The sequence below is a fragment of the Sporomusa intestinalis genome (assembly GCF_055383785.1).
This window is the reverse complement of sequence record NZ_AP042390.1, coordinates 1667640-1686192: the sequence shown is the minus strand read 5'-3', so window position 1 is coordinate 1686192 and position 18553 is coordinate 1667640. Positions and strand designations below refer to the sequence as shown.

The 18553-nt window shown below is 49.2% G+C and carries 20 protein-coding genes; 2 read left to right on the top strand and 18 right to left on the bottom strand.

What is annotated here, in order from left to right:
- Positions 1-377 precede the first annotated feature (377 nt).
- The 8 genes from ppdK to ACZ481_RS07560 all read right to left on the bottom strand — a co-directional run bounded on the left by ppdK (position 378) and on the right by ACZ481_RS07560 (position 8822).
- Positions 378-3035, bottom strand: a complete 2658-nt coding sequence (gene ppdK / locus ACZ481_RS07595; protein WP_464769559.1) for a pyruvate, phosphate dikinase — start codon at positions 3033-3035, stop codon at positions 378-380.
- A gap of 322 nt (positions 3036-3357) precedes the next feature.
- Complete coding sequence (locus ACZ481_RS07590) at positions 3358-3534, bottom strand: FmdB family zinc ribbon protein (RefSeq protein WP_464769558.1); 177 nt, start codon at positions 3532-3534, stop codon at positions 3358-3360.
- Positions 3535-3658: 124 nt separating this feature from the next.
- Positions 3659-5179: a glutamine-hydrolyzing GMP synthase gene (guaA, locus tag ACZ481_RS07585; protein ID WP_464770594.1), complete on the bottom strand. Its 1521-nt coding sequence runs from the start codon at positions 5177-5179 to the stop codon at positions 3659-3661.
- A 422-nt stretch (positions 5180-5601) separates the two neighbouring features.
- The gene (gene pdaB / locus ACZ481_RS07580) at positions 5602-6342 is read right to left on the bottom strand and encodes a polysaccharide deacetylase family sporulation protein PdaB (protein ID WP_464769557.1); all 741 of its coding nucleotides are present in this window, start codon (positions 6340-6342) and stop codon (positions 5602-5604) included.
- 114 nt (positions 6343-6456) lie between these two features.
- Entirely contained in the window at positions 6457-7098 is a 642-nt protein-coding gene (locus tag ACZ481_RS07575; RefSeq protein WP_464769556.1) for a hypothetical protein, read from the bottom strand.
- Between the two features lie 92 nt (positions 7099-7190).
- Positions 7191-7799, bottom strand: coding sequence for a CBO0543 family protein (locus tag ACZ481_RS07570; RefSeq protein WP_464769555.1), 609 nt, complete (start codon positions 7797-7799; stop codon positions 7191-7193).
- A gap of 152 nt (positions 7800-7951) precedes the next feature.
- Positions 7952-8302, bottom strand: a complete 351-nt coding sequence (locus ACZ481_RS07565) for a hypothetical protein (RefSeq protein WP_464769554.1) — start codon at positions 8300-8302, stop codon at positions 7952-7954.
- A gap of 142 nt (positions 8303-8444) precedes the next feature.
- Entirely contained in the window at positions 8445-8822 is a 378-nt protein-coding gene (locus ACZ481_RS07560; protein WP_464769553.1) for a hypothetical protein, read from the bottom strand.
- Positions 8823-8994: 172 nt separating this feature from the next.
- Between ACZ481_RS07560 and ACZ481_RS07555 the strand changes: the two genes are divergently transcribed.
- Positions 8995-9504, top strand: a complete 510-nt coding sequence (locus ACZ481_RS07555) for a hypothetical protein (protein WP_464769552.1) — start codon at positions 8995-8997, stop codon at positions 9502-9504.
- Positions 9505-9684: 180 nt separating this feature from the next.
- Here ACZ481_RS07555 and groL read toward each other — a convergent pair whose 3' ends face one another.
- From groL to tsaD, 6 genes are all read right to left on the bottom strand, one after another.
- The gene (groL, locus tag ACZ481_RS07550) at positions 9685-11331 is read right to left on the bottom strand and encodes a chaperonin GroEL (protein ID WP_464769551.1); all 1647 of its coding nucleotides are present in this window, start codon (positions 11329-11331) and stop codon (positions 9685-9687) included.
- A 40-nt stretch (positions 11332-11371) separates the two neighbouring features.
- Positions 11372-11656: a co-chaperone GroES gene (gene groES / locus ACZ481_RS07545; RefSeq protein ID WP_464769550.1), complete on the bottom strand. Its 285-nt coding sequence runs from the start codon at positions 11654-11656 to the stop codon at positions 11372-11374.
- A 206-nt stretch (positions 11657-11862) separates the two neighbouring features.
- Positions 11863-12444: an ANTAR domain-containing response regulator gene (locus ACZ481_RS07540; protein ID WP_144349208.1), complete on the bottom strand. Its 582-nt coding sequence runs from the start codon at positions 12442-12444 to the stop codon at positions 11863-11865.
- A gap of 1 nt (position 12445) precedes the next feature.
- The gene (locus ACZ481_RS07535; protein ID WP_464769549.1) at positions 12446-13891 is read right to left on the bottom strand and encodes a histidine kinase N-terminal domain-containing protein; all 1446 of its coding nucleotides are present in this window, start codon (positions 13889-13891) and stop codon (positions 12446-12448) included.
- Positions 13892-14123: 232 nt separating this feature from the next.
- The gene (locus ACZ481_RS07530) at positions 14124-14327 is read right to left on the bottom strand and encodes a hypothetical protein (RefSeq protein ID WP_464769548.1); all 204 of its coding nucleotides are present in this window, start codon (positions 14325-14327) and stop codon (positions 14124-14126) included.
- Positions 14327-15355, bottom strand: coding sequence for a tRNA (adenosine(37)-N6)-threonylcarbamoyltransferase complex transferase subunit TsaD (gene tsaD, locus ACZ481_RS07525; protein ID WP_464769547.1), 1029 nt, complete (start codon positions 15353-15355; stop codon positions 14327-14329). The genes ACZ481_RS07530 and tsaD overlap by 1 nt, the downstream gene beginning before the upstream one ends.
- Before the next feature lie 125 nt (positions 15356-15480).
- Here tsaD and ACZ481_RS07520 point away from each other — a divergent pair, with 125 nt between their 5' ends.
- On the top strand, positions 15481-15681 hold the full coding sequence (locus ACZ481_RS07520) for a small, acid-soluble spore protein, alpha/beta type (protein WP_464769546.1): 201 nt from the start codon (positions 15481-15483) through the stop codon (positions 15679-15681).
- 125 nt (positions 15682-15806) lie between these two features.
- On the opposite strand, the gene rimI is transcribed toward ACZ481_RS07520, so the two are convergent.
- The 4 genes from rimI to thiL are packed head-to-tail and all read right to left on the bottom strand — an operon-like array spanning position 15807 to position 18460.
- Complete coding sequence (rimI, locus tag ACZ481_RS07515) at positions 15807-16256, bottom strand: ribosomal protein S18-alanine N-acetyltransferase (RefSeq protein ID WP_464769545.1); 450 nt, start codon at positions 16254-16256, stop codon at positions 15807-15809.
- A gap of 1 nt (position 16257) precedes the next feature.
- Positions 16258-16950 carry a tRNA (adenosine(37)-N6)-threonylcarbamoyltransferase complex dimerization subunit type 1 TsaB gene (tsaB, locus tag ACZ481_RS07510; RefSeq protein WP_464769544.1) on the bottom strand — a complete coding sequence of 231 codons (693 nt, stop codon included), beginning with the start codon at positions 16948-16950 and terminating at the stop codon, positions 16258-16260.
- The gene (tsaE, locus tag ACZ481_RS07505; protein ID WP_464769543.1) at positions 16931-17425 is read right to left on the bottom strand and encodes a tRNA (adenosine(37)-N6)-threonylcarbamoyltransferase complex ATPase subunit type 1 TsaE; all 495 of its coding nucleotides are present in this window, start codon (positions 17423-17425) and stop codon (positions 16931-16933) included. The genes tsaB and tsaE overlap by 20 nt, the downstream gene beginning before the upstream one ends.
- A gap of 6 nt (positions 17426-17431) precedes the next feature.
- Entirely contained in the window at positions 17432-18460 is a 1029-nt protein-coding gene (gene thiL / locus ACZ481_RS07500; protein ID WP_464769542.1) for a thiamine-phosphate kinase, read from the bottom strand.
- Positions 18461-18553 lie beyond the last annotated feature (93 nt).

The following is an 18553-nucleotide window of genomic DNA, read 5'->3' as shown; positions in this document are numbered from 1 at the left end:
TCAGTTTTCAGGGAACGACGCGCATGGATGCGCTAGTGTCACGGGCGTATCATGGACGATACGCTCTGCCCGGGACCGACGCGCATGGATGCGCTAATGTGTTTTGCCTGCCGCTGGAATGCGACAGCTTTTATATATTATCACGTGCAAATCACCGTGTCAATATATCTTTTCAAATTCACTATTCCATAATAAAAATATAAGCAGGTATTTTGGAATATTTTGTCGTTCTCAATAGTGACCTACTTATAGTAGCACATAGTTCATTACTATGTCAATAAGTTTACTATTTGTATTTACTGGCATTAATATACCTCCAGGTGCACCGCTTCGCACCTGGAGGTATATTTTTTAGAGCGATCCTCTTTATACTCTAATTACCTTGTGCCGATGATTTCCCCTTCACTGATTGCGGCTTGCGCGGCAGCCAGTCTGGCAATAGGCACGCGATACGGTGAGCAACTGACATAGTTTAGCCCAACCTTATGACAAAAAGCAATCGAAGTCGGTTCGCCGCCATGTTCGCCGCAAATGCCGATTTCCAAATCAGGTTTGGTCCTGCGGCCGCCCTGAACGGCCATATCCATCAGGCTGCCGACACCTTTTTGATCAATGGAGATAAAAGGATTCTCTTTCAGGATTTTTCTTTCAAGATAGTGGGGTAAGAATTTTCCCTCCGCATCGTCGCGGCTAAAGCCAAAGGTTGTTTGCGTTAGATCGTTTGTACCAAAGCTGAAGAAATCACAGTACTCGGCCAGCTCGCCGGCGATAACGCAGGCCCGTGGCAGTTCAATCATTGTGCCCACAGAGTAGTGGAATTTGACATGATAACCTGCCATCGTAGCTGCCGCAATATTGTCTATTCTGGTTTTAAAGAATTTCATTTCGCTGACGTCAATGGTCAGTGGAATTTCAACCTCCGGCAAAACTTTCAGGCCTTCTTGTGTTAAGCGGGCTGCCGCATTAAAAATAGCCTGGATTTGCATCTCATAAACTTCAGGGAAGGTGATTCCCAACCGGCAGCCCCGATGTCCTAACATCGGGTTGAACTCGTGCAGGCTGCGCACTTTTTTCAGCAATTGCAATTTTTCTTCCAGCAGAGCCGGATTTTCTCCGGTTACTCTCAGTTCAGTGGTTTCTATCAGCAAATCCTCAAGACTGGGGAGAAATTCATGCAATGGCGGATCCAACAGGCGAATAGTTACCGGAAAGCCAGTCATTGCCTGCAGAATACCGTAAAAATCCCCCTCTTGCATTGGCAACAGATAAGTCAAAGCCTCCTGTCTTGCTTCCAGGGTCTCAGCCAAAATCATTTGCTGCACATAAGGCAGCCGGTCCTGACCCATAAACATATGCTCTGTTCTGACCAAACCAATGCCTGTCGCGCCAAACTGCCGCGCTTTTCTGGCATCCTCCGGGGTATCGGCGTTGGCCCGGATCCCAAGGTACTTCACTTCATCCGCCCAGGTCAGCAGGGTCGTATATTCAGTTGAAATTTCCGGGTCTTTCATCGGTACCTGACCTAGAATTACTCTGCCCGTTGCCCCGTCGATAGAGACAAGCTCCCCCTTCTTAATAACAACAGCGCCAACACTGAATTCTTCTTTAATATAATCAATCCGGATGGCTTCACAACCGCAGACACAAGGTTTGCCCATGCCCCGGGCGACCACAGCGGCATGGCTGGTCATGCCGCCGCGGCTTGTCAGGATACCCTGGGCAGCAACAATGCCATGAATATCATCAGGAGTCGTTTCCGTACGCACCAGCAGCACTTTCTTACCGGTTTTAGCCAAACGTTCAGCCTCATCGGAGTCAAATACGACCTGCCCGGAAGCGGCTCCCGGCGATGCCGGCAATCCTTTGGCAATCACATTAAGTTCTGCCTGACTGTCAATCTGCCTGTGGAGTAATTGGTCAAGCTGGCCCGGATCAACCAGTAACAGGGCCTCTTGTTTGGTTATTAAGCCTTCGCTGGCTAATTCATAAGCAATGCGGACACTGGCCTGGGCTGTCCGTTTGCCATTGCGGGTCTGGAGTATATACAGGCGGCCCCGTTCAATGGTAAATTCAATGTCCTGCATATTCTTATAGTGGCTCTCTAACAAGCGGGCAATCCGGACAAACTCGTTGTACAGCTCCGGCATCTCATCTTGCAGCTGTGCAATCGGCCGGGGGGTGCGAATGCCGGCAACTACGTCCTCGCCCTGGGCATTTGTCAAAAATTCACCATATAGTACATTTTCACCAGTTGAGGGATTACGGGTAAAAGCAACGCCGGTACCTGAGTCGTTGCCCATATTGCCAAATACCATTGATTGAATGTTAACCGCAGTTCCCAGGTCATGGTCAATCTTATTCAGGTTGCGGTAGATAATCGCCCGGTCGTTGTTCCAGGAGCGGAACACCGCCTCCACCGACAAAGTCAGCTGTTCCATCGGATCCTCCGGGAAGGGGCGGCCGGTCCGGTCCAATACTAATTTCTTATAGTTGTCAATAATGATTTGCAACGATTCGGCAGTAAGCTCCTGGTCGTATTGAACACCCTGAACTTCTTTTTGATTATGCAGTAAATCTTCAAAATCATATTTCGGAATCTCCAGCACAACGTCGCTGAACATTTGGATAAAACGCCGGTAGGCATCATAAGCAAAGCGGGCATTGCCGGTATTTCTGGCCACCGACTGTACGGTTACATCATTAAGGCCCAGATTCAGGATAGTATCCATCATTCCCGGCATGGAGAACATCGCCCCTGAACGTACCGATACCAACAATGGATCGGCAATATCGCCAAACTTCTTGCCGGCCTGTTCCTCAATAATTTGTAAGTTATGCTTAACCTCTGCCATCAGTCCCTCAGGCAATCTGCGCTCCAGACGATAATACTCAGTGCAAGCTTCAGTGGTAATGGTCATTCCCGGCGGTACAGGCAGACCAATGTTGGTCATCTCAGCCAGGTTGGCCCCTTTACCACCCAGAAGGGCTTTCATCTCTGCTTTTCCTTCTTTGAATAGATATACAAACTTAGCCATACCTCACTACCCTTTCCCATAAATACTTTATCACCCTAAGGTTTCGATACCAGATCTAGGTAAATTGCCGGTTCTATAACAGCGTTTTCAAAAATAACATATGCTAATTAAGCTCATAATTTTAATTAGCATATTCTAATTCATTTTATTCTACACACATTGTTTTTTCTCCTTCCTGCCTAAAAAAAAATATGGCTGGCTATCAGCCAGCCATATTTTTTACCTGTTTACTTTTTCCCATGCGATTTAAATTATTACTAAGCATATAAACAACTTACACCATGCGCTACTTTCATCCACAACGGAACAATTCATTGCCTTCTCAAAATCCTCGCCAGGAGTTCTCCTCGTCGCTGGGGAAGTCATCCAGATAATAAACATTCGTACTACCGCATTTAGGACAACATGCCAGATAGCCACCGTCACCTATTGGTCTCAATACGGTTACCTCAGCATCAAATACGGTTCCACACTTCATACATTTTGCAGTTTTACTCATTTCTTGCCTCCTTTATCAACACCGCCCGGTCTGCCGGCCAGCTTTACCTTGCCTTTACCTTGCTCTCAGCAAACGGAAAGCTGCCCCAAAAGCGGAGCAGCTAGCCTTACGGGTTTTTCTTATCTTATTCCCACTCGATTGTAGACGGTGGTTTGGAGGTAATATCATAAACAATCCGGTTTACCCCTTTGACTTCATTGACAATGCGCCGCGAGATCGCATCAAGGACTTCATAGGGCAGACGCACCCAGTCAGCCGTCATGCCGTCTTCGCTTTCCACAATTCTCAGGCCAACCGTATAGGCATAAGTCCGTTCATCGCCCATAACCCCGACACTTTTCATCGCCGGCAGGACAGCGAATGACTGCCAGACTTTGCGGTAGAGACCGGCCTGTTTAATTTCCTGATAAACAATGGCATCGGCTTCACGCAGAATCTCCAGCCGCTCTTCCGTGATTTCGCCAATAATCCGGATTGCCAGGCCAGGCCCCGGAAAGGGTTGACGATAAACAATGTCTTCTGTCAGATTGATTTCCAGGCCTAAAGCCCGCACTTCATCCTTAAATAAATCCCGCAGCGGCTCAATCAGCTCAAACTTCATATCTTCAGGCAAACCGCCCACATTATGATGGCTCTTGATGACAGCGGCTGTGGCTGTGCCGCTTTCAATAACATCCGGATATAACGTCCCCTGCACCAGATAGTCGATCTCGCCTAATTTAGCGGCTTCGGCCTCAAACACCCGGATAAATTCCTCACCAATGAGCTTGCGTTTTTCCTCCGGTTCGGTGATGCCGTGCAGACGCGCCATAAAGCGGTCAACAGCGTCTACATACACCAAATTCATTTTAAAGCCGTCCCGGAAGGTTCTAACAACCTGCTCGGCCTCGCCTTTGCGCAAAAAGCCGTGATTAACAAATACGCAGGTCAGCTGATCGCCGATCGCCCGGTGCACCAAAACGGCCGCAACGGAGGAATCCACCCCGCCGCTTAAGGCGCACAATACCCGTTTATTGCCAACCTGGGCCTTAATCCTGGCAATTGCCTGATCAACAAAAGAACCCATATTCCAGTTACCGGCACAGCGGCAAATATTGAATAAAAAGTTTTTGAGCATTCTCATTCCTTCCGGAGTATGGACTACCTCCGGGTGAAACTGCACGCCGTAAATCCCCCTGCTGCTGTTTTCCATAGCCGCTACCGGGGTGCTGCCGGTGTGAGCCGTAACCGAAAATCCGGGCGGCGGTTCGGCAATATAATCACCGTGGCTCATCCACACTTGTGTCTCAGGTTTGATATCCGCAAATATGCCCTCATTTTTATCGACATGCAGGCGGGTATTGCCGTATTCCCGGGAGGTGGCATGGGCCACTTTGCCGCCTAGCGTATGGGCCGTCAACTGCATACCATAACAAATTCCCAGCACCGGTAGGTTAATCTCAAATACCTGCGGGTCACATTTAGGCGCATCGTCGCCGTATACACTTGACGGACCACCCGAAAAAACAATGCCTTTGGGTGCCAGCTGACGGATTTTTTCAATACTGGTATTAAAAGGAACTATTTCGCAATAAACCCCGCATTCGCGGATTCGTCTGGCAATTAGCTGGCTGTATTGGCCGCCAAAATCCATAACTAAAATCATTTCCTGATTTCCTGTCGTCACGTGGAATCCTCCTCTAATTAGCGCTATTTGGATTAAGGCCTCATACACCCACACCGGCCAAATTCCGGCCGGGTACATGCTCAAAAGGCATAGCCATAGGCTGGCTGGCAAGCAGTAACCAGTACGGCCTGCCGGTCTGTGCCAACTGACATGTTAGCAGTCGTATATAAGGCACATACCTTGCAATGTATAGAAAATACTCAGGAACTGCCAGTAATTTTAGTTATCGGCATAACCCAGGTACTTTATGCAATCATATCAGTTTCGCTACATATCGCCAAATTCCTGCAGACCGGCCAGAATAAAAATAAAAGAGTGAAATCACGCCAGCGCCTGGCAATGTCCGGCTCTTTGCCGGCATTGCACAAGCGCGGGGAAAATTCACTCTGAATTCAGCCATATTAGTGTCTCTGTATCCCTTTATCACTATACTTTTCCAGCAGTTCGCCGACAGTTACAAACGTGTACCCCTCGGCCTTAATCCGCTCAATCAAAATCGGCAATGCCTCGGCTGTTTGTACAGGCGTATCGGACGCATGCATGAGCACAATTGCGCCCGGTTTAAGTCTTTTCATGACCCGCTCGATAATGACATCCCGCCCGGGATTTTTCCAGTCCAGGGAATCCACATTCCAGATAATCGTTTTGTAGCCAAGTTCATCGGTAACTTTTAATGACTTTTGACTGTAGTGGCCATTCGGCGGCCGCAGCAGCCGTGGCTCAACACCGGTGACCTCTTTAATCTGGGCATGAGCTTTTGAGATATCCTCTTTGACCCACTCCGGCGACATGTCGCCGTAGTTTTCATGCCGGTAGCCATGGCTTGCCACTTCATGCCCGTCTTTGGCAATACGCTGGGCTACTTCCGGAAATTTCGTAGCCCATGGCCCCATAATAAAAAATGTCGATTTAATATTGTTTTTCTGTAATGTATCTAATATCGACGGTGTAAACTTATTGCCCCACGAATGGTCAAATGTAAGTGCTATTACCTTTTGGTCGGTACGCGTGCCGGCAATAGCCATTGGACCGCCGGCAATTACATCTGTCACCTGTACATACATAGCCGATATCGCAAACAAGCCAATGATGCTGTAAAAGATATTCCGGTGATAAAACAGGCGGCGCAAGTTAATAATCATCTTTCTCCCTCCTCCCGCAGCTACAATAGTATGTATGCGGCAGGCAGGGCGTTTATGCTAGGAGCCTGTCAGCTCTAAGACAGCAGAATAATGGCGTGGCTGATAGTTTAGTTACTAGCGCTCTTGCCACTTTATATAAGGGTAGTTTGTCATACAATACAAAATAAGCTTATCTGATACCGTATAGGCCAGGCGCAAAGTGATAACAACGGTTGCAGCCGTTATCCACCACAGCCATTCACTATGCCTGATTTCCGAGGGAATCAGCAAGCCGGCCGCCAGCATAACAACGACAAACATACTGCCCAGCGGTATGACTGTTTGAATAACGCCAAAGCCCAGCCGGGTATAAATTAATGTGTTTAAATCCTTTTTTCTGGCATTGAACAGGGCTATACAGGCATCAAAACGATCCTGTACCCATTTTTCCTCCTGGCCGGTGATGATGATTCTGCCACTGACAGGAACAAAATTTTTAAAAGCCAAAGCCATGGTGCCTTTTTCCGGCACTTCAATGGTAAGGGAAAACTGATCAATATGAGACAACGATTTAGTCAGAGCAATCAGCTCGTCCTGGCTTTGAACCGTCTGAGTCGAGCGTTCTTCTCGCTTGCCCAGGATGTCATCACCGGTGCCAACCACAGCATGCCAGAGGAATTCTCCATCCTGGCCAAATATCTCCCACAGCTTGAAAAATAATGCTTCATCAAAGGTACAGGCTGGCAATCGACTTTGCTCTATGTATTTGTATTCCACCGGTTTACCTCCATCGACTGAAAGTTTTTAATACTATTAGTATATAAGGAAACCCCTTCTCAGGGAAGGGGTAGTCCGCCACTTATTTCATTCTATTTAAACTCACCGCCGCTAAGGCCAAAACAAGTATAAATGATGGCCGTAATGATCAGACTGATCCCCCAGGCCCAGACAGGTCGCGAATAATGCAGACGGGTAATAGAAAACATCGCGATATCAAAAACAAAAGAATCAAGCCATGACCAATCATTTTTATAAGAGAGACTGCCGACTATATAATGGGCGAACAACTCTATGCAACTGAAAAGCAGGATCCAGAATGCAATATAGCCGGCTTGATACACTTTGCTGCTGTCAAACGGAAACAGGGACAAATATATAAATACCACGGCCGGCAGCAGTACAAACGCATTAATAAGTTCTATAGTTGTTTGGGTCTGTACGAATATATCCGGATTATAGTTCCACAAAATGTGATGATAGGTTATGAAACTTGCAGCCAAATTAACAACCATAACAAAGAGAACAGTCGGATAATATCTTTGCCAGTTTTTCCAATCTCCTAATTTAATTGCCGCAACCAGGAATGAAGAAAGCAGAAGCACTCTAAAAAAGAAGATCAACATCTCTGTATGTACCCTCAAATTAAATTCTAATATGCCAAAACAAATAGCCTCCCTGACAGGAAGTACTGGAATCATCGATTATAACATATAGTCCCCAGTTTTCTACAGACTATTATCAGACATAATAAAATCGGCAATCGGCAAACAAAAATTGAGGATCATCTCCGCCTGCCGCCAGTAGAAAAAAGAAGCCGCTCACCCCTGCGGGCGAACAGCTTCCATCATAGCTAATTATTTGAAGCGGAGCCAATAGCAATACCAATCAATAAAGCGGCGATTTCACGTAATGCCTTGTCATGGCGTTCTTTTTCCCGTTCCTGGCGTTCCTTCCATTCCCGGTGGCTTTCATGCGGCCGCCGCTTCATCTCCCGTTCATGGCGTTCATTTTCCTGGCGTTTACGTTCGTCATGCTCGCGCCGCCGCTCCTGCTCCCGCTTATGGTCATGATCATTACGGTCAAGATGGGCTATGCGTTGTGAACCGTTATTATGTAAGGGGCCTGGTGCCGCTGCCGCTACGGAAGAAAACATCCCCACCTGCAGCAGGCCAAGCATAGAATAAACGACTAGTTTTTTCATTGCTATTTTCATATCGATACACTTCCTTTTTCTTATTATACTTTTACTATATCATCCGTTCCTTTGAATTTCTTTAGAAAATATTGGTGGAAAACTAAAATAGCCATACCCTCAGGGTATGGCTATTAGACAGGCTACACGTTTAATCCTTGGACGAGCTGCCGATGGCAATACCAATCAATAAAGCGGCAATTTCACGCAAGTGGCGGTCATGGCGTTCTTTTTCATGCCTTTGGCGCTCCCGCCAGGCCCGTTCACTTTCGTGCTTACGGCGTCTCATTTCCCGTTCATGCCGTTCATTTTCCCGGCGCAACCGCTCTTTGTGCTCCCGCCGCCGCTCCCGTTCATAGCGCTCGCGGTCATGCCGATCCCGGTCATGCCGGTCATGCCGGCCAAGCTGAACGATTTGCTGCGAATTGGAATTATATAATGCTGAAGCCTCGGCTACGGTTGCAAACAGGCCAGATTGCAGAATCCCGACCAGGGAATAAACCACGGTTTTCTTAACGAGGCTGTTCATAAGCATTTCCTCCCTGTATTTACTACTTCCATCATAATATGGAAATGTGACAAAAGTATGACAGTCGTTTCCGCTCCCAGTAAAATGAAGGCCGGCCGCATACATAATTACCACTGACAAAGCAATACTGATAGTAATAGCAAGAATGGAGCTGATCGCTTTGAGCAATCAAATGCTTTTATGGTCAAGTGTGGCCTTAGCCTGGCTATCCACGGTGTTTCTCAGGCAAGCAGATATAAAACGGTATATGCCTGCTGCTTTATTTTGTTCGCTTGCATTTATCTTTATTTTTGAAACAGGAATTTCCTTGCGCCTGTGGGCAGTTACCGAACCGTCCTACCCGCTTGTCAATATTCCCGCTTTCGTTTACGGCCCGTATCTGCTTGCCCCGGTCTGGATACTCAAATACACGTACGGACGCTTTTGGCTGTATCTGACCACAAATATTGTGCTGGATTATCTGTTAATCTTTTTCCTGATTGATTGGTTTGTCCGGCGGGGCGTGTGGGTGTCTTACATATCCTATTTTCAAATATTACTAATTACTACAACGCTGTCTGTCTTTATCTATGGCTACCAGCGCTGGCAGGAAAGTGAACCAGTACGCGCAGCAGTACCGGATCTGCAGCCTGCCGCCGGCAAACCGCTTGACGAAGACCCGGCAGACCGGCCGGGGAAGTAATTTACTGCCAGCCATATTTGTCTTAATTAAAGATATAAAATGAAAAAGAGGCTGTCCATAAGTTCGATCACAACTCATGGACAACCTCTAATTTTTTATGCTACTTGCGGCAACAAAATAGTTGCGTTAAACGTTAGGCAACACTTAGAATCCCGATTTTACTGGGGTTCCAGGGGCTGATTACATCATGCCGCCCATGCCGCCCATGCCGCCCATACCACCCATGCCGCCCATGCCGGCAGGAGCTGCTGCGTCTTTTTCCGGCTTATCGGCAACAAGGGTTTCGGTGGTAAGAACCATCGAGGAAATGCTGGCCGCGTTTTGCAGGGCGGAGCGGGTAACCTTCGCCGGGTCAACAATGCCGGCGGCAATCATGTCAACATATTCTTCGGTCAGGGCATTAAAGCCAATACCCTTACCGGTTTTCTTAACATTCTCAACAACAACGGAGCCTTCCAGGCCGGCGTTGTTGGCGATTTGACGTACCGGTTCCTCAATCGCGCGTTTCACGATTTCAACACCGGTTTTTTCATCGCCGATCAGTTTCAGGTTAGCCAGGCTATCCTGAATGTCGATGAAGGTAGTACCGCCGCCGGCAACAATGCCTTCCTCCACCGCAGCGCGGGTTGCGTTCAGAGCGTCTTCAATACGGAGTTTTTTTTCTTTCAGTTCAACCTCGGTAGCAGCGCCTACCTGGATAACAGCTACGCCGCCAGCCAGTTTGGCCAAACGCTCCTGCAGCTTTTCCTTATCGAAATCAGAAGTGGTTTCTTCGATTTGCGCACGAATCTGATTCACGCGTTTTTTGATTTCGTCATTTTGACCGCTGCCGTCAACAATCGTGGTTTCTTCCTTGGACACGCGGATCTGACGGGCGCGGCCAAGATCTTCAAGGGTTACGCTGTCAAGCTTGCGTCCCAGTTCTTCGGTGATCACAGCCCCGCCGGTTATGATAGCGATGTCTTCCAGCATAGCTTTTCTGCGGTCGCCAAAACCGGGAGCTTTCACAGCGACAGCGCGGAAGGTGCCGCGAAGTTTGTTAACAACCAAAGTGGCCAGGGCTTCGCCTTCCACATCTTCGGCAATGATCAGCAGTTCTTTGCCCTGTTGAACGACTTTTTCCAGGACCGGCAGCAGGTCGGCAATTGCGCCGATCTTACGGTCGGTAATGAGGACATAGGGATCGCTTAAAACAGCTTCCATTTTGTCCGGATCAGTAATCATGTACGGGGAGATATAACCACGGTCAAACTGCATGCCTTCCACAACATCAAGGTCGGTGCCCATGGTTTTGGATTCTTCCACAGTGATAACACCGTCTTTGCCGACTTTTTCCATCGCTTCGGCAATCAGGGAACCGATTTCTTCATCGCCGGCGGAAATGGAGGCAACCTGAGCGATAGCGTCCTTGGTTTCCACTTTCTTGGCGCTTTTTTTGATTTCGTCAACAAGCACGTTGACTGCCTGCTGAATGCCTTTTTTCAGGATCATCGGATTAGCGCCGGCCGCCACATTTCTCATGCCTTCGCGAATCATGGCCTGAGCTAACAGAGTAGCGGTAGTTGTACCGTCACCGGCTACATCATTTGTTTTGGTGGCAACTTCTTTAACAAGCTGGGCCCCCATATTCTCAAACGGATCTTCCAGATCAATGTCACGGGCAATGGTTACACCGTCATTCGTGATGGCTGGAGCACCGAATTTCTTGTCAAGCACTACATTGCGGCCTTTAGGTCCTAAAGTAACCTTAACAGCATTAGCCAGGGCATTTACGCCCCGCTCCAGTGCACGGCGTGCTTCTTCATCAAACAAAATTTGTTTAGCCATTTATGTATTACCTACCTTTCATTTTATGATAATTAGCTGATTATTCAATAATAGCCAGGATATCGCGCTCACTGATGATGAGATATTCTTTGCCTTCAACCTTGACTTCAGTGCCGGCATATTTAGAGAAAATAATTTTGTCGCCAACTTTAACATCCAAGGCAACCTTTTGGCCGTTTTCCAGAGTTTTTCCTGTACCAACAGCCACAATTTTACCCTCTTGCGGCTTCTCCTTGACTGTGTCAGGAAGAACGATACCACTCTTGGTCATTTCCTCCTTTGCCAAAGCTTCAATTACAACTCTGTCGCCTAATGGCTTAATCATGTAAAGAACCTCCCTTTATAGTGTGTTAAAATTAACTGTTTGTTGTTAGCACTCACTTAAGTTGAGTGCTAATTCCATAATTTATAATATAGAATTCGCTCGAAAAAATCAAGTCCATTTCAGTAAAAAATGCATAAAAAATAAAAAAAAATATCAAAACTGAGGGCAGGGACTGTTAAAACCCCTGCCCGGCAGCAAATATGCTCTTAACGTTTGCGGGTGGCTGACTCCACAATAGCCGCCGCCACATCCCGGATTGATTTGCGTTTGCTCATACTGTACTGCTGAATGCGGCGATAAGCCTCGCTTTCGGTTAAACTATACGCATCCATCAGGATTCCCTTGGCCCGGTCAAGAACCTTCCTGGTTTCCAGTGAGTTTTTAACCTCCTCCAGTTCCCGTTCCAGCTCAGCAAACTCCTGGAACCGGGATAAAGCAATCTCCATGGCCGGAAACAGGTTCGCTTCTTTAACAGGCTTGACCAGATAGGCTAATACGCCCGAGTCCTTAGCCTTTTCTACTATTTCCTTCTGACTGAAAGCAGTTAAGAGGAGCACAGGCGACAGTTTTTCATTAGAAATAATTTTAGCAGCGGTAATGCCATCCATTTCCGGCATTTTAATATCCATAACAACAAGATCAGGGCGGTGCTTGCGAGCCAGCTCAACGGCTTTGGCTCCGTCTGCCGCTTCGCCGACCACAGTATGTCCCGCTTCTTCCAGTAATTCTTTTAGGTCCATCCTGATAATTGACTCATTATCGGCAATTACTATCCGCAAAGCGTCCATATTATTCCTCCTTCGCCTCTTTAGCCCCTTCTGTCAGCCGGGGAATGGTAATAAAAGCATGGGTTCCGGCACTGGAGAACAGGCGGAAGTGCCCGCCAAGGTCGTTTTCTATCAGTGTTCTGACAATTTGGAGGCCCAGACTATTGGTACTTTGCAGGCAAAACTCCGCAGGAAGACCGATACCGTTGTCATAGATATCTATTTGATAACTATCCGGTGTTGTCGCGATATCCACACCAATTAATCCCTCTTTACGTCCGACAAAGCCGTGCTCAATCGAATTTTGTATTAGCTCGTTGATTACCAGGGCCAGACTGCTGGCCTGCTCAGACGGCAAAATTACCGTCTGGCCGTTAAGCACTGTTTCAATATTAAAATCAGGCTCAAGCATATTTTGAATAACCAAATCCAATATATTTTTCGTGACTTCCGCCACATCAATATATTCCCGGTCCTGTTGCGACAAAAATTCATGCACAACCGATATGCTCAATATCCGGTTGACGCTTTCCCGCAGCGCGGCCTTCACTTCCGGCGTGGTAGTACGCCTGGCCTGTAATCTGAGTAAGCTGGCAATCGTCTGGAGATTATTCTTGACCCGGTGGTGTATCTCCTGAATGACCGCTGACTTGACCAGCAGTTCTTTTTCTTTTTTCCTGAGTTCGGTAACATCGGCCACAATAAAGACAGTACGCACCACCAGGCCGCCGACAAAGATCGGAATAGCCCGCTGTACCAGGATCATGTTGCCGGCTTCGGCTTCTTTTTCCACCGGCAGCCCTGTCGACAGGGCCTGCTGGGCGAGTTTCATATTAACCTGCCGGTCCGATACCCGCCGGCCGATAATATGGTTGATGCCCAGCACTTTGTAAATGGCATCGGCGGCGGAATTGGCAAATACAATATGCCCCCGCTCATCAATGATCACAATACCGTCACGGGTTGCCAGAGGCCGGTAAATTTTTCGGCCCAGCGAACCGCCGTCCGCAGCCATCGTCAACAGCATATAAGCCGTTTCCACCAGCATGCCGTGACCATTGGCGCTGGCCTCCTGGCTATTGGTCTCAAAGCTGGCGGCGGCAATAATCTGGCCGTCCGGGTCTTTGATGGGGAAAACCCTCATCTCCAGTGCATCCATGCCAAGGGCCCATTCCCGCTGGCCGGCGATATTGGCACCGGAAACCAGCGTCCGCCATACCAAAGGCTCTTCACTCGACTGCACGGTACTGCCCAAAATATTGGTTTTAAAATCGATATAACTGGTATTGGGTTTAGCCTGCGCGACAATAGCCAAAAAGTTTTCATTGCGGGCCGCAGCATACAGGGTAACCTGAGCATGCGCGAGGTCGGCAGCCAGCCCCAGAACGCTTGATACTTTATCAATAAATTGAGTCTGGCTTGGCGTTAAACTCGTTATCTTCCGGCAAATATCTGCCGCTACCCCCATAAACTTTTCCCCCGTTCCCTGAAACAAGACCTAGTGTCTTGACCACATTATCTTTTTAGTTTGATGACGGCCAAAATGGCCAATGGCGGCGTCAGCCCCTCCTAGCAGACCCCTTCCAGTATGCGTCGTCGGTGCTTCCTTGCCCTTTGCCATTTTGTCTCGCCCTAAAACTAAAATATAACATGGCCAAGACACAGACCTGCTTAATCTTGTATGTATTCAACTGCAACTTTCAAAATTCCTTGTTAGCTGGTACTAAATTTACAAAGTTACACTCTACTGCCGCTTTTGACAAAATCCCCAGGGTTATCCCCGGGTTATCCACAATATCCACAGGGTTATGCACAGCAATATGGCCCTTTATTACAGGAAAATATGCTATTTTTATAATCTTACCCACATTATCCACAATTATTTTACAGATAGTTGTCCACATTACCGGGCCCCCAATGTCAGTGAAGGCACCGCATTCAGATTAAGGTCGGAGAAATCACCGGCTAAGTACTGATAATGAGCCCGGCAGGCAATCATTGCCGCATTATCTGTACACAGCACCGGCGGCGGATAAAAAACGGCAAGGCCCCGGCTTTTAGCTTGTACAGTTAACTCAGCCTGCAGGGCTGAATTAGCCGCCACCCCGCCGGCCAGAACAATGTTATCAACACCGGCCTGGTCGGCAGCCGCCAGCGTTTTCATAACCAGCACATCAACCACAGCGGCCTGAAAGCTGGCAGCCACATCAGGAATGCTGACCGTCTCCCCCCGCTGGGCCGCACTGTTCAGGTAGTTCAACACCGCTGATTTTAAACCGCTGAAGCTAAAAGCGAATTTATTTTCCCCGTTTTTGGCGGTAAAAGCCCGGGGAAAGGCAATAGCGGCCGGATTGCCCTGTTTAGCGGCCTGATCAATATACGGACCGCCCGGATACGGAAAGTTCATGACCCGGGCAATTTTATCAAACGCCTCACCGGCTGCATCGTCACGGGTCTGTCCCAGCAGTTCAAGCTCATTGTAATTTTTCAGATAAATCAGCGACGTATGGCCGCCGGATACTACCAGGGCCACAAAGGGCGGCTCCAGTTCAGGATGGGCCAGGAAATTGGCAAAGATATGCCCTTCCAGATGGTTCACGCCAATGAGCGGCTTATGCAAAGAGAAGGCCAGCGCCTTGGCTGTCGCCACCCCGACCAGCAGGGCGCCGACCAAACCGGGGCCATAGGTAACACCAATCGCGTCAACTGCCGCCAGGGTTGTCCCCGCCGCGGTCAGAGCCTGATCGATAACCGGGATAACGTTTTCAATATGCTTGCGGGAGGCAATCTCCGGCACAACCCCGCCAAATTTCTGATGTGTCGGTATTTGCGAGGAAATAATATTGGCCAATACAGTACGTCCGTTGGCAACCACAGCCGCCGAGGTTTCATCACAGCTTGTTTCCAGCGCCAATGTTAAGCTTTGTTTCATTGAAAGACCTCCATCAGTGTCTGCTAATTATTACATGGTGCAAATGATGTATTAGAATCCCGAAAGTAAGCCAAATTAAAACCAAGGACAACAACATACAGTCCCGGAAAGGAGGTGCGAATAATATGGCACGCTCAAACAAGCCCGTTAGTCCTGGTGCAGAAAACGCTCTGGACAAAATGAAAATGGAAGTAGCTAATGAGTTAGGTATAGCTGAGCGCGTTCGCAGCCAAGGCTGGTACACTATGACTTCCGCTGACTGCGGTCGCGTAGGCGGTCACATGGTTCGTAAAATGATCGAACAGTATGAATCTACTCTCCGATAGATGGTAAAGCACAGGGCGGCTATGGCCGCCCTGTTCCATTTTGTCACCTTTTTACCGGGACCCGCATATGTTATCTTACACAATCACCCTGGGGCCACAATCTAGCGTGGCTCCTCTTTTTATGCCTATAGGTTATCAAGCCACATAATAAGCGCGTCTTCGCCGATTTCGGCATAATAATTGGGACGAATGCCACGCTCGATAAAGCCGCGCCGTGAGTACAGCTTGCGGGCTGCGGTGTTGGACGGACGGACCTCCAGCGTCATACTGGCTGCGCCTTTGACTTTGGCAGCAAGAATCATATGTTCCAGCAAGAGCAGGCCCAGACCGCGGCCGTGATAGGACGGCAGCAGTGCAATGTTGGTTACATGGGCTTCATCCATAATCAGCCAGAAACCGCCATAGCCCACAATGCGGCGGCCGTCACTCATAACCAGGTAATGGGCCAGGTCATTATTGCCGATTTCTTCTTCAAAAGCAGCCCGTGACCAGGGCGTGGCAAAGGCTGCCTGTTCAATAATCAGCACTTCATCAATATCGCCCTTCTGCATGCGCCGCACGGTACATTCCGGCATTTCAGCGACACTCCTGCGAATGCCGCCGTTCCCACAGCTCTTCAGCCTCGGAACGCCTGATATATAGTGGTTCCAGTGTGGCTACATCATGTCTTACCCCCTGGTCATACAGCTGCTGGGCCAGCACTGCCACACTGCCGGCCCGGGGCATAACAACATGGGGCGGCGCCGGCTGCTCAATCTCGTCCTTATACATAACAGCCGCCTCCCCCAGCAGCAGGGCAGGCTTGCCCTTAGCCGCCAGCTCCGCCTTGGCCTCGGCAAAAGGCACCACCCGCGGCGGTTCCACTTCCGTCATAACTCCCTGGCACCATTCATATAAACCCAAATACACATTGCCTTTCTGGGCATCAAGCATCGGTGCCAGCAATACTCCCGGCGCCGGGCAGGCAAAAGCCATTGCGGCTAAAGTCGGCACCCCGATTAAGGGGATATTAAGCGCATAGGCCAGGGCTTTGGCGGTAGCCAGACCAATTCTGAGCCCGGTAAAAGAGCCGGGGCCATTGCTTACAGCAATGGCTTTAAGGCTGGTTTGCGAAATCTCGGCCATAGTAAGCAGACTGGCAATATGAGGCATTAACCGTTCGGAATGGGTCTTGCGTGTCTGAACTGTAAGTTCAGCCACCAGCGCCGCCGGTGTGGCAATCGCAACACTGGACACAAGGGTGGCTGTATCAATGGCAAGAATCGGCAATCTGTTTCAACTCCTCACAAAGCTCTACATATCTTGTCCCGGCGGCAGTAAGACAAAGAGTCCGCTCACCGGGGCCGCCACCGGCCTTGATTGTCAGCCACAGACGTTCGTCCGGCAAAAATTCCGGGAATTTGTCCGGCCATTCAATAATAGCAATGCCGTGAGCCCCCAGATAATAATCAAAGCCAATATCGGCAAGTTCAGCCGGATGCTGCAGCCGGTAAAGATCAAAATGATATACCGGCAGTTCCTGACCACTGCCGGTTATTCCCTCATATACATTAAGGACAGTGAAAGTTGGGCTGGTGACACTCGCCGCCACAGCCAAACCGGCGGCAATGCCCTGACTTAACAGGGTTTTGCCGGCGCCCAAGTCACCGGACAAACATAAAACATCGCCTGATTTCAATAACCTAGCCACCTTTTTGCCAAAGGCATACGTTTCATCAGGCGAGTGAGTCTTAATAACTAGCATAAGGTATTACTCCTCCTGGCGGAAATGATTAAACCCCCGGGGTTTCAGTTCTTGCCCGCAGCCTGCTGCATCGACCAGGGTCACACCCTCGCCGGCAGCAACCACCTCGCCCACCCTCGCTACTGCCAGCTCCGGGTGCCGGGTCACCAGCGTTGCGAATTTTTCCGGCTCCATTGTAAACACGAGCTGAAAATCCTCACCGCCGAACAGGGCATAGTCAATAGCCGGTTTGCTAAACCTGGCAGCGGCCGCAGCCAGTTCCGGCGCCAGCGGGATTTGGCCGGCAAACAGTCTGATCCCTACCTGACTGGCCTTAGCTATTTCATGGGCCTCGCTCGCCAGCCCGTCACTGATATCGTCCATACTGGTAGCGCCAAGCGCTGCCAGCAGCTGGCCGGTTCTGACCTGGGGCCGGGGCGTCAGATGGGCCGTAACCAACGGCCAGGCAAAGTCCTCATCCTCCCATTTGCCGGCCTGCAGCAGGGCTAAGCCGGCGGCCGAATTGCCCAGTGTGCCGGTAACAGCCACCAGGTCACCGGGCCTGGCGCCGGAACGGCGCACCAGCTTAGCCGGTTCCACCTCGCCGGTTACGGTCACGTTAATGACCAGCCCCTGCAGGCTGGCAACGGTATCGCCGCCGACAATGTTGACGCCAAACTCGCGGCATATTTCTTTCATGCCTTTATATAGATTGACAACAAATTCCACCGGGATAGACGGGGGCAAAGCCACGGACACAACCGCATGCCTCGGAGCTCCCCCCATAGCCGCAATATCACTCAGATTAACCGCAATCGCTTTATAGCCAAGCTGCCAGGGTGTTGTTGTCGTCAGATCAAAGTGAATTTTTTCCACAAGCATGTCGGCCGTCAGCAGCTGCAGCTGACGGGGCGCAGGCAAAACCACCGCAGCATCATCACCAATGCCAACAATTACCCGGCTGGGATCATTGATCGTATCCTGTTTGATTAAATCAATCAGGCCAAATTCACCTAATTCGCTAAGCTCATCCAAAGGAAAACACACCACCTTCATGGCTGCGTAATGTTTCTACCATTACTTCTCTTTTAGGCAGGCATTTCCTGCAAGGGTAGTATACCACAAACCAAAAAAAAGTTGTACGCAACA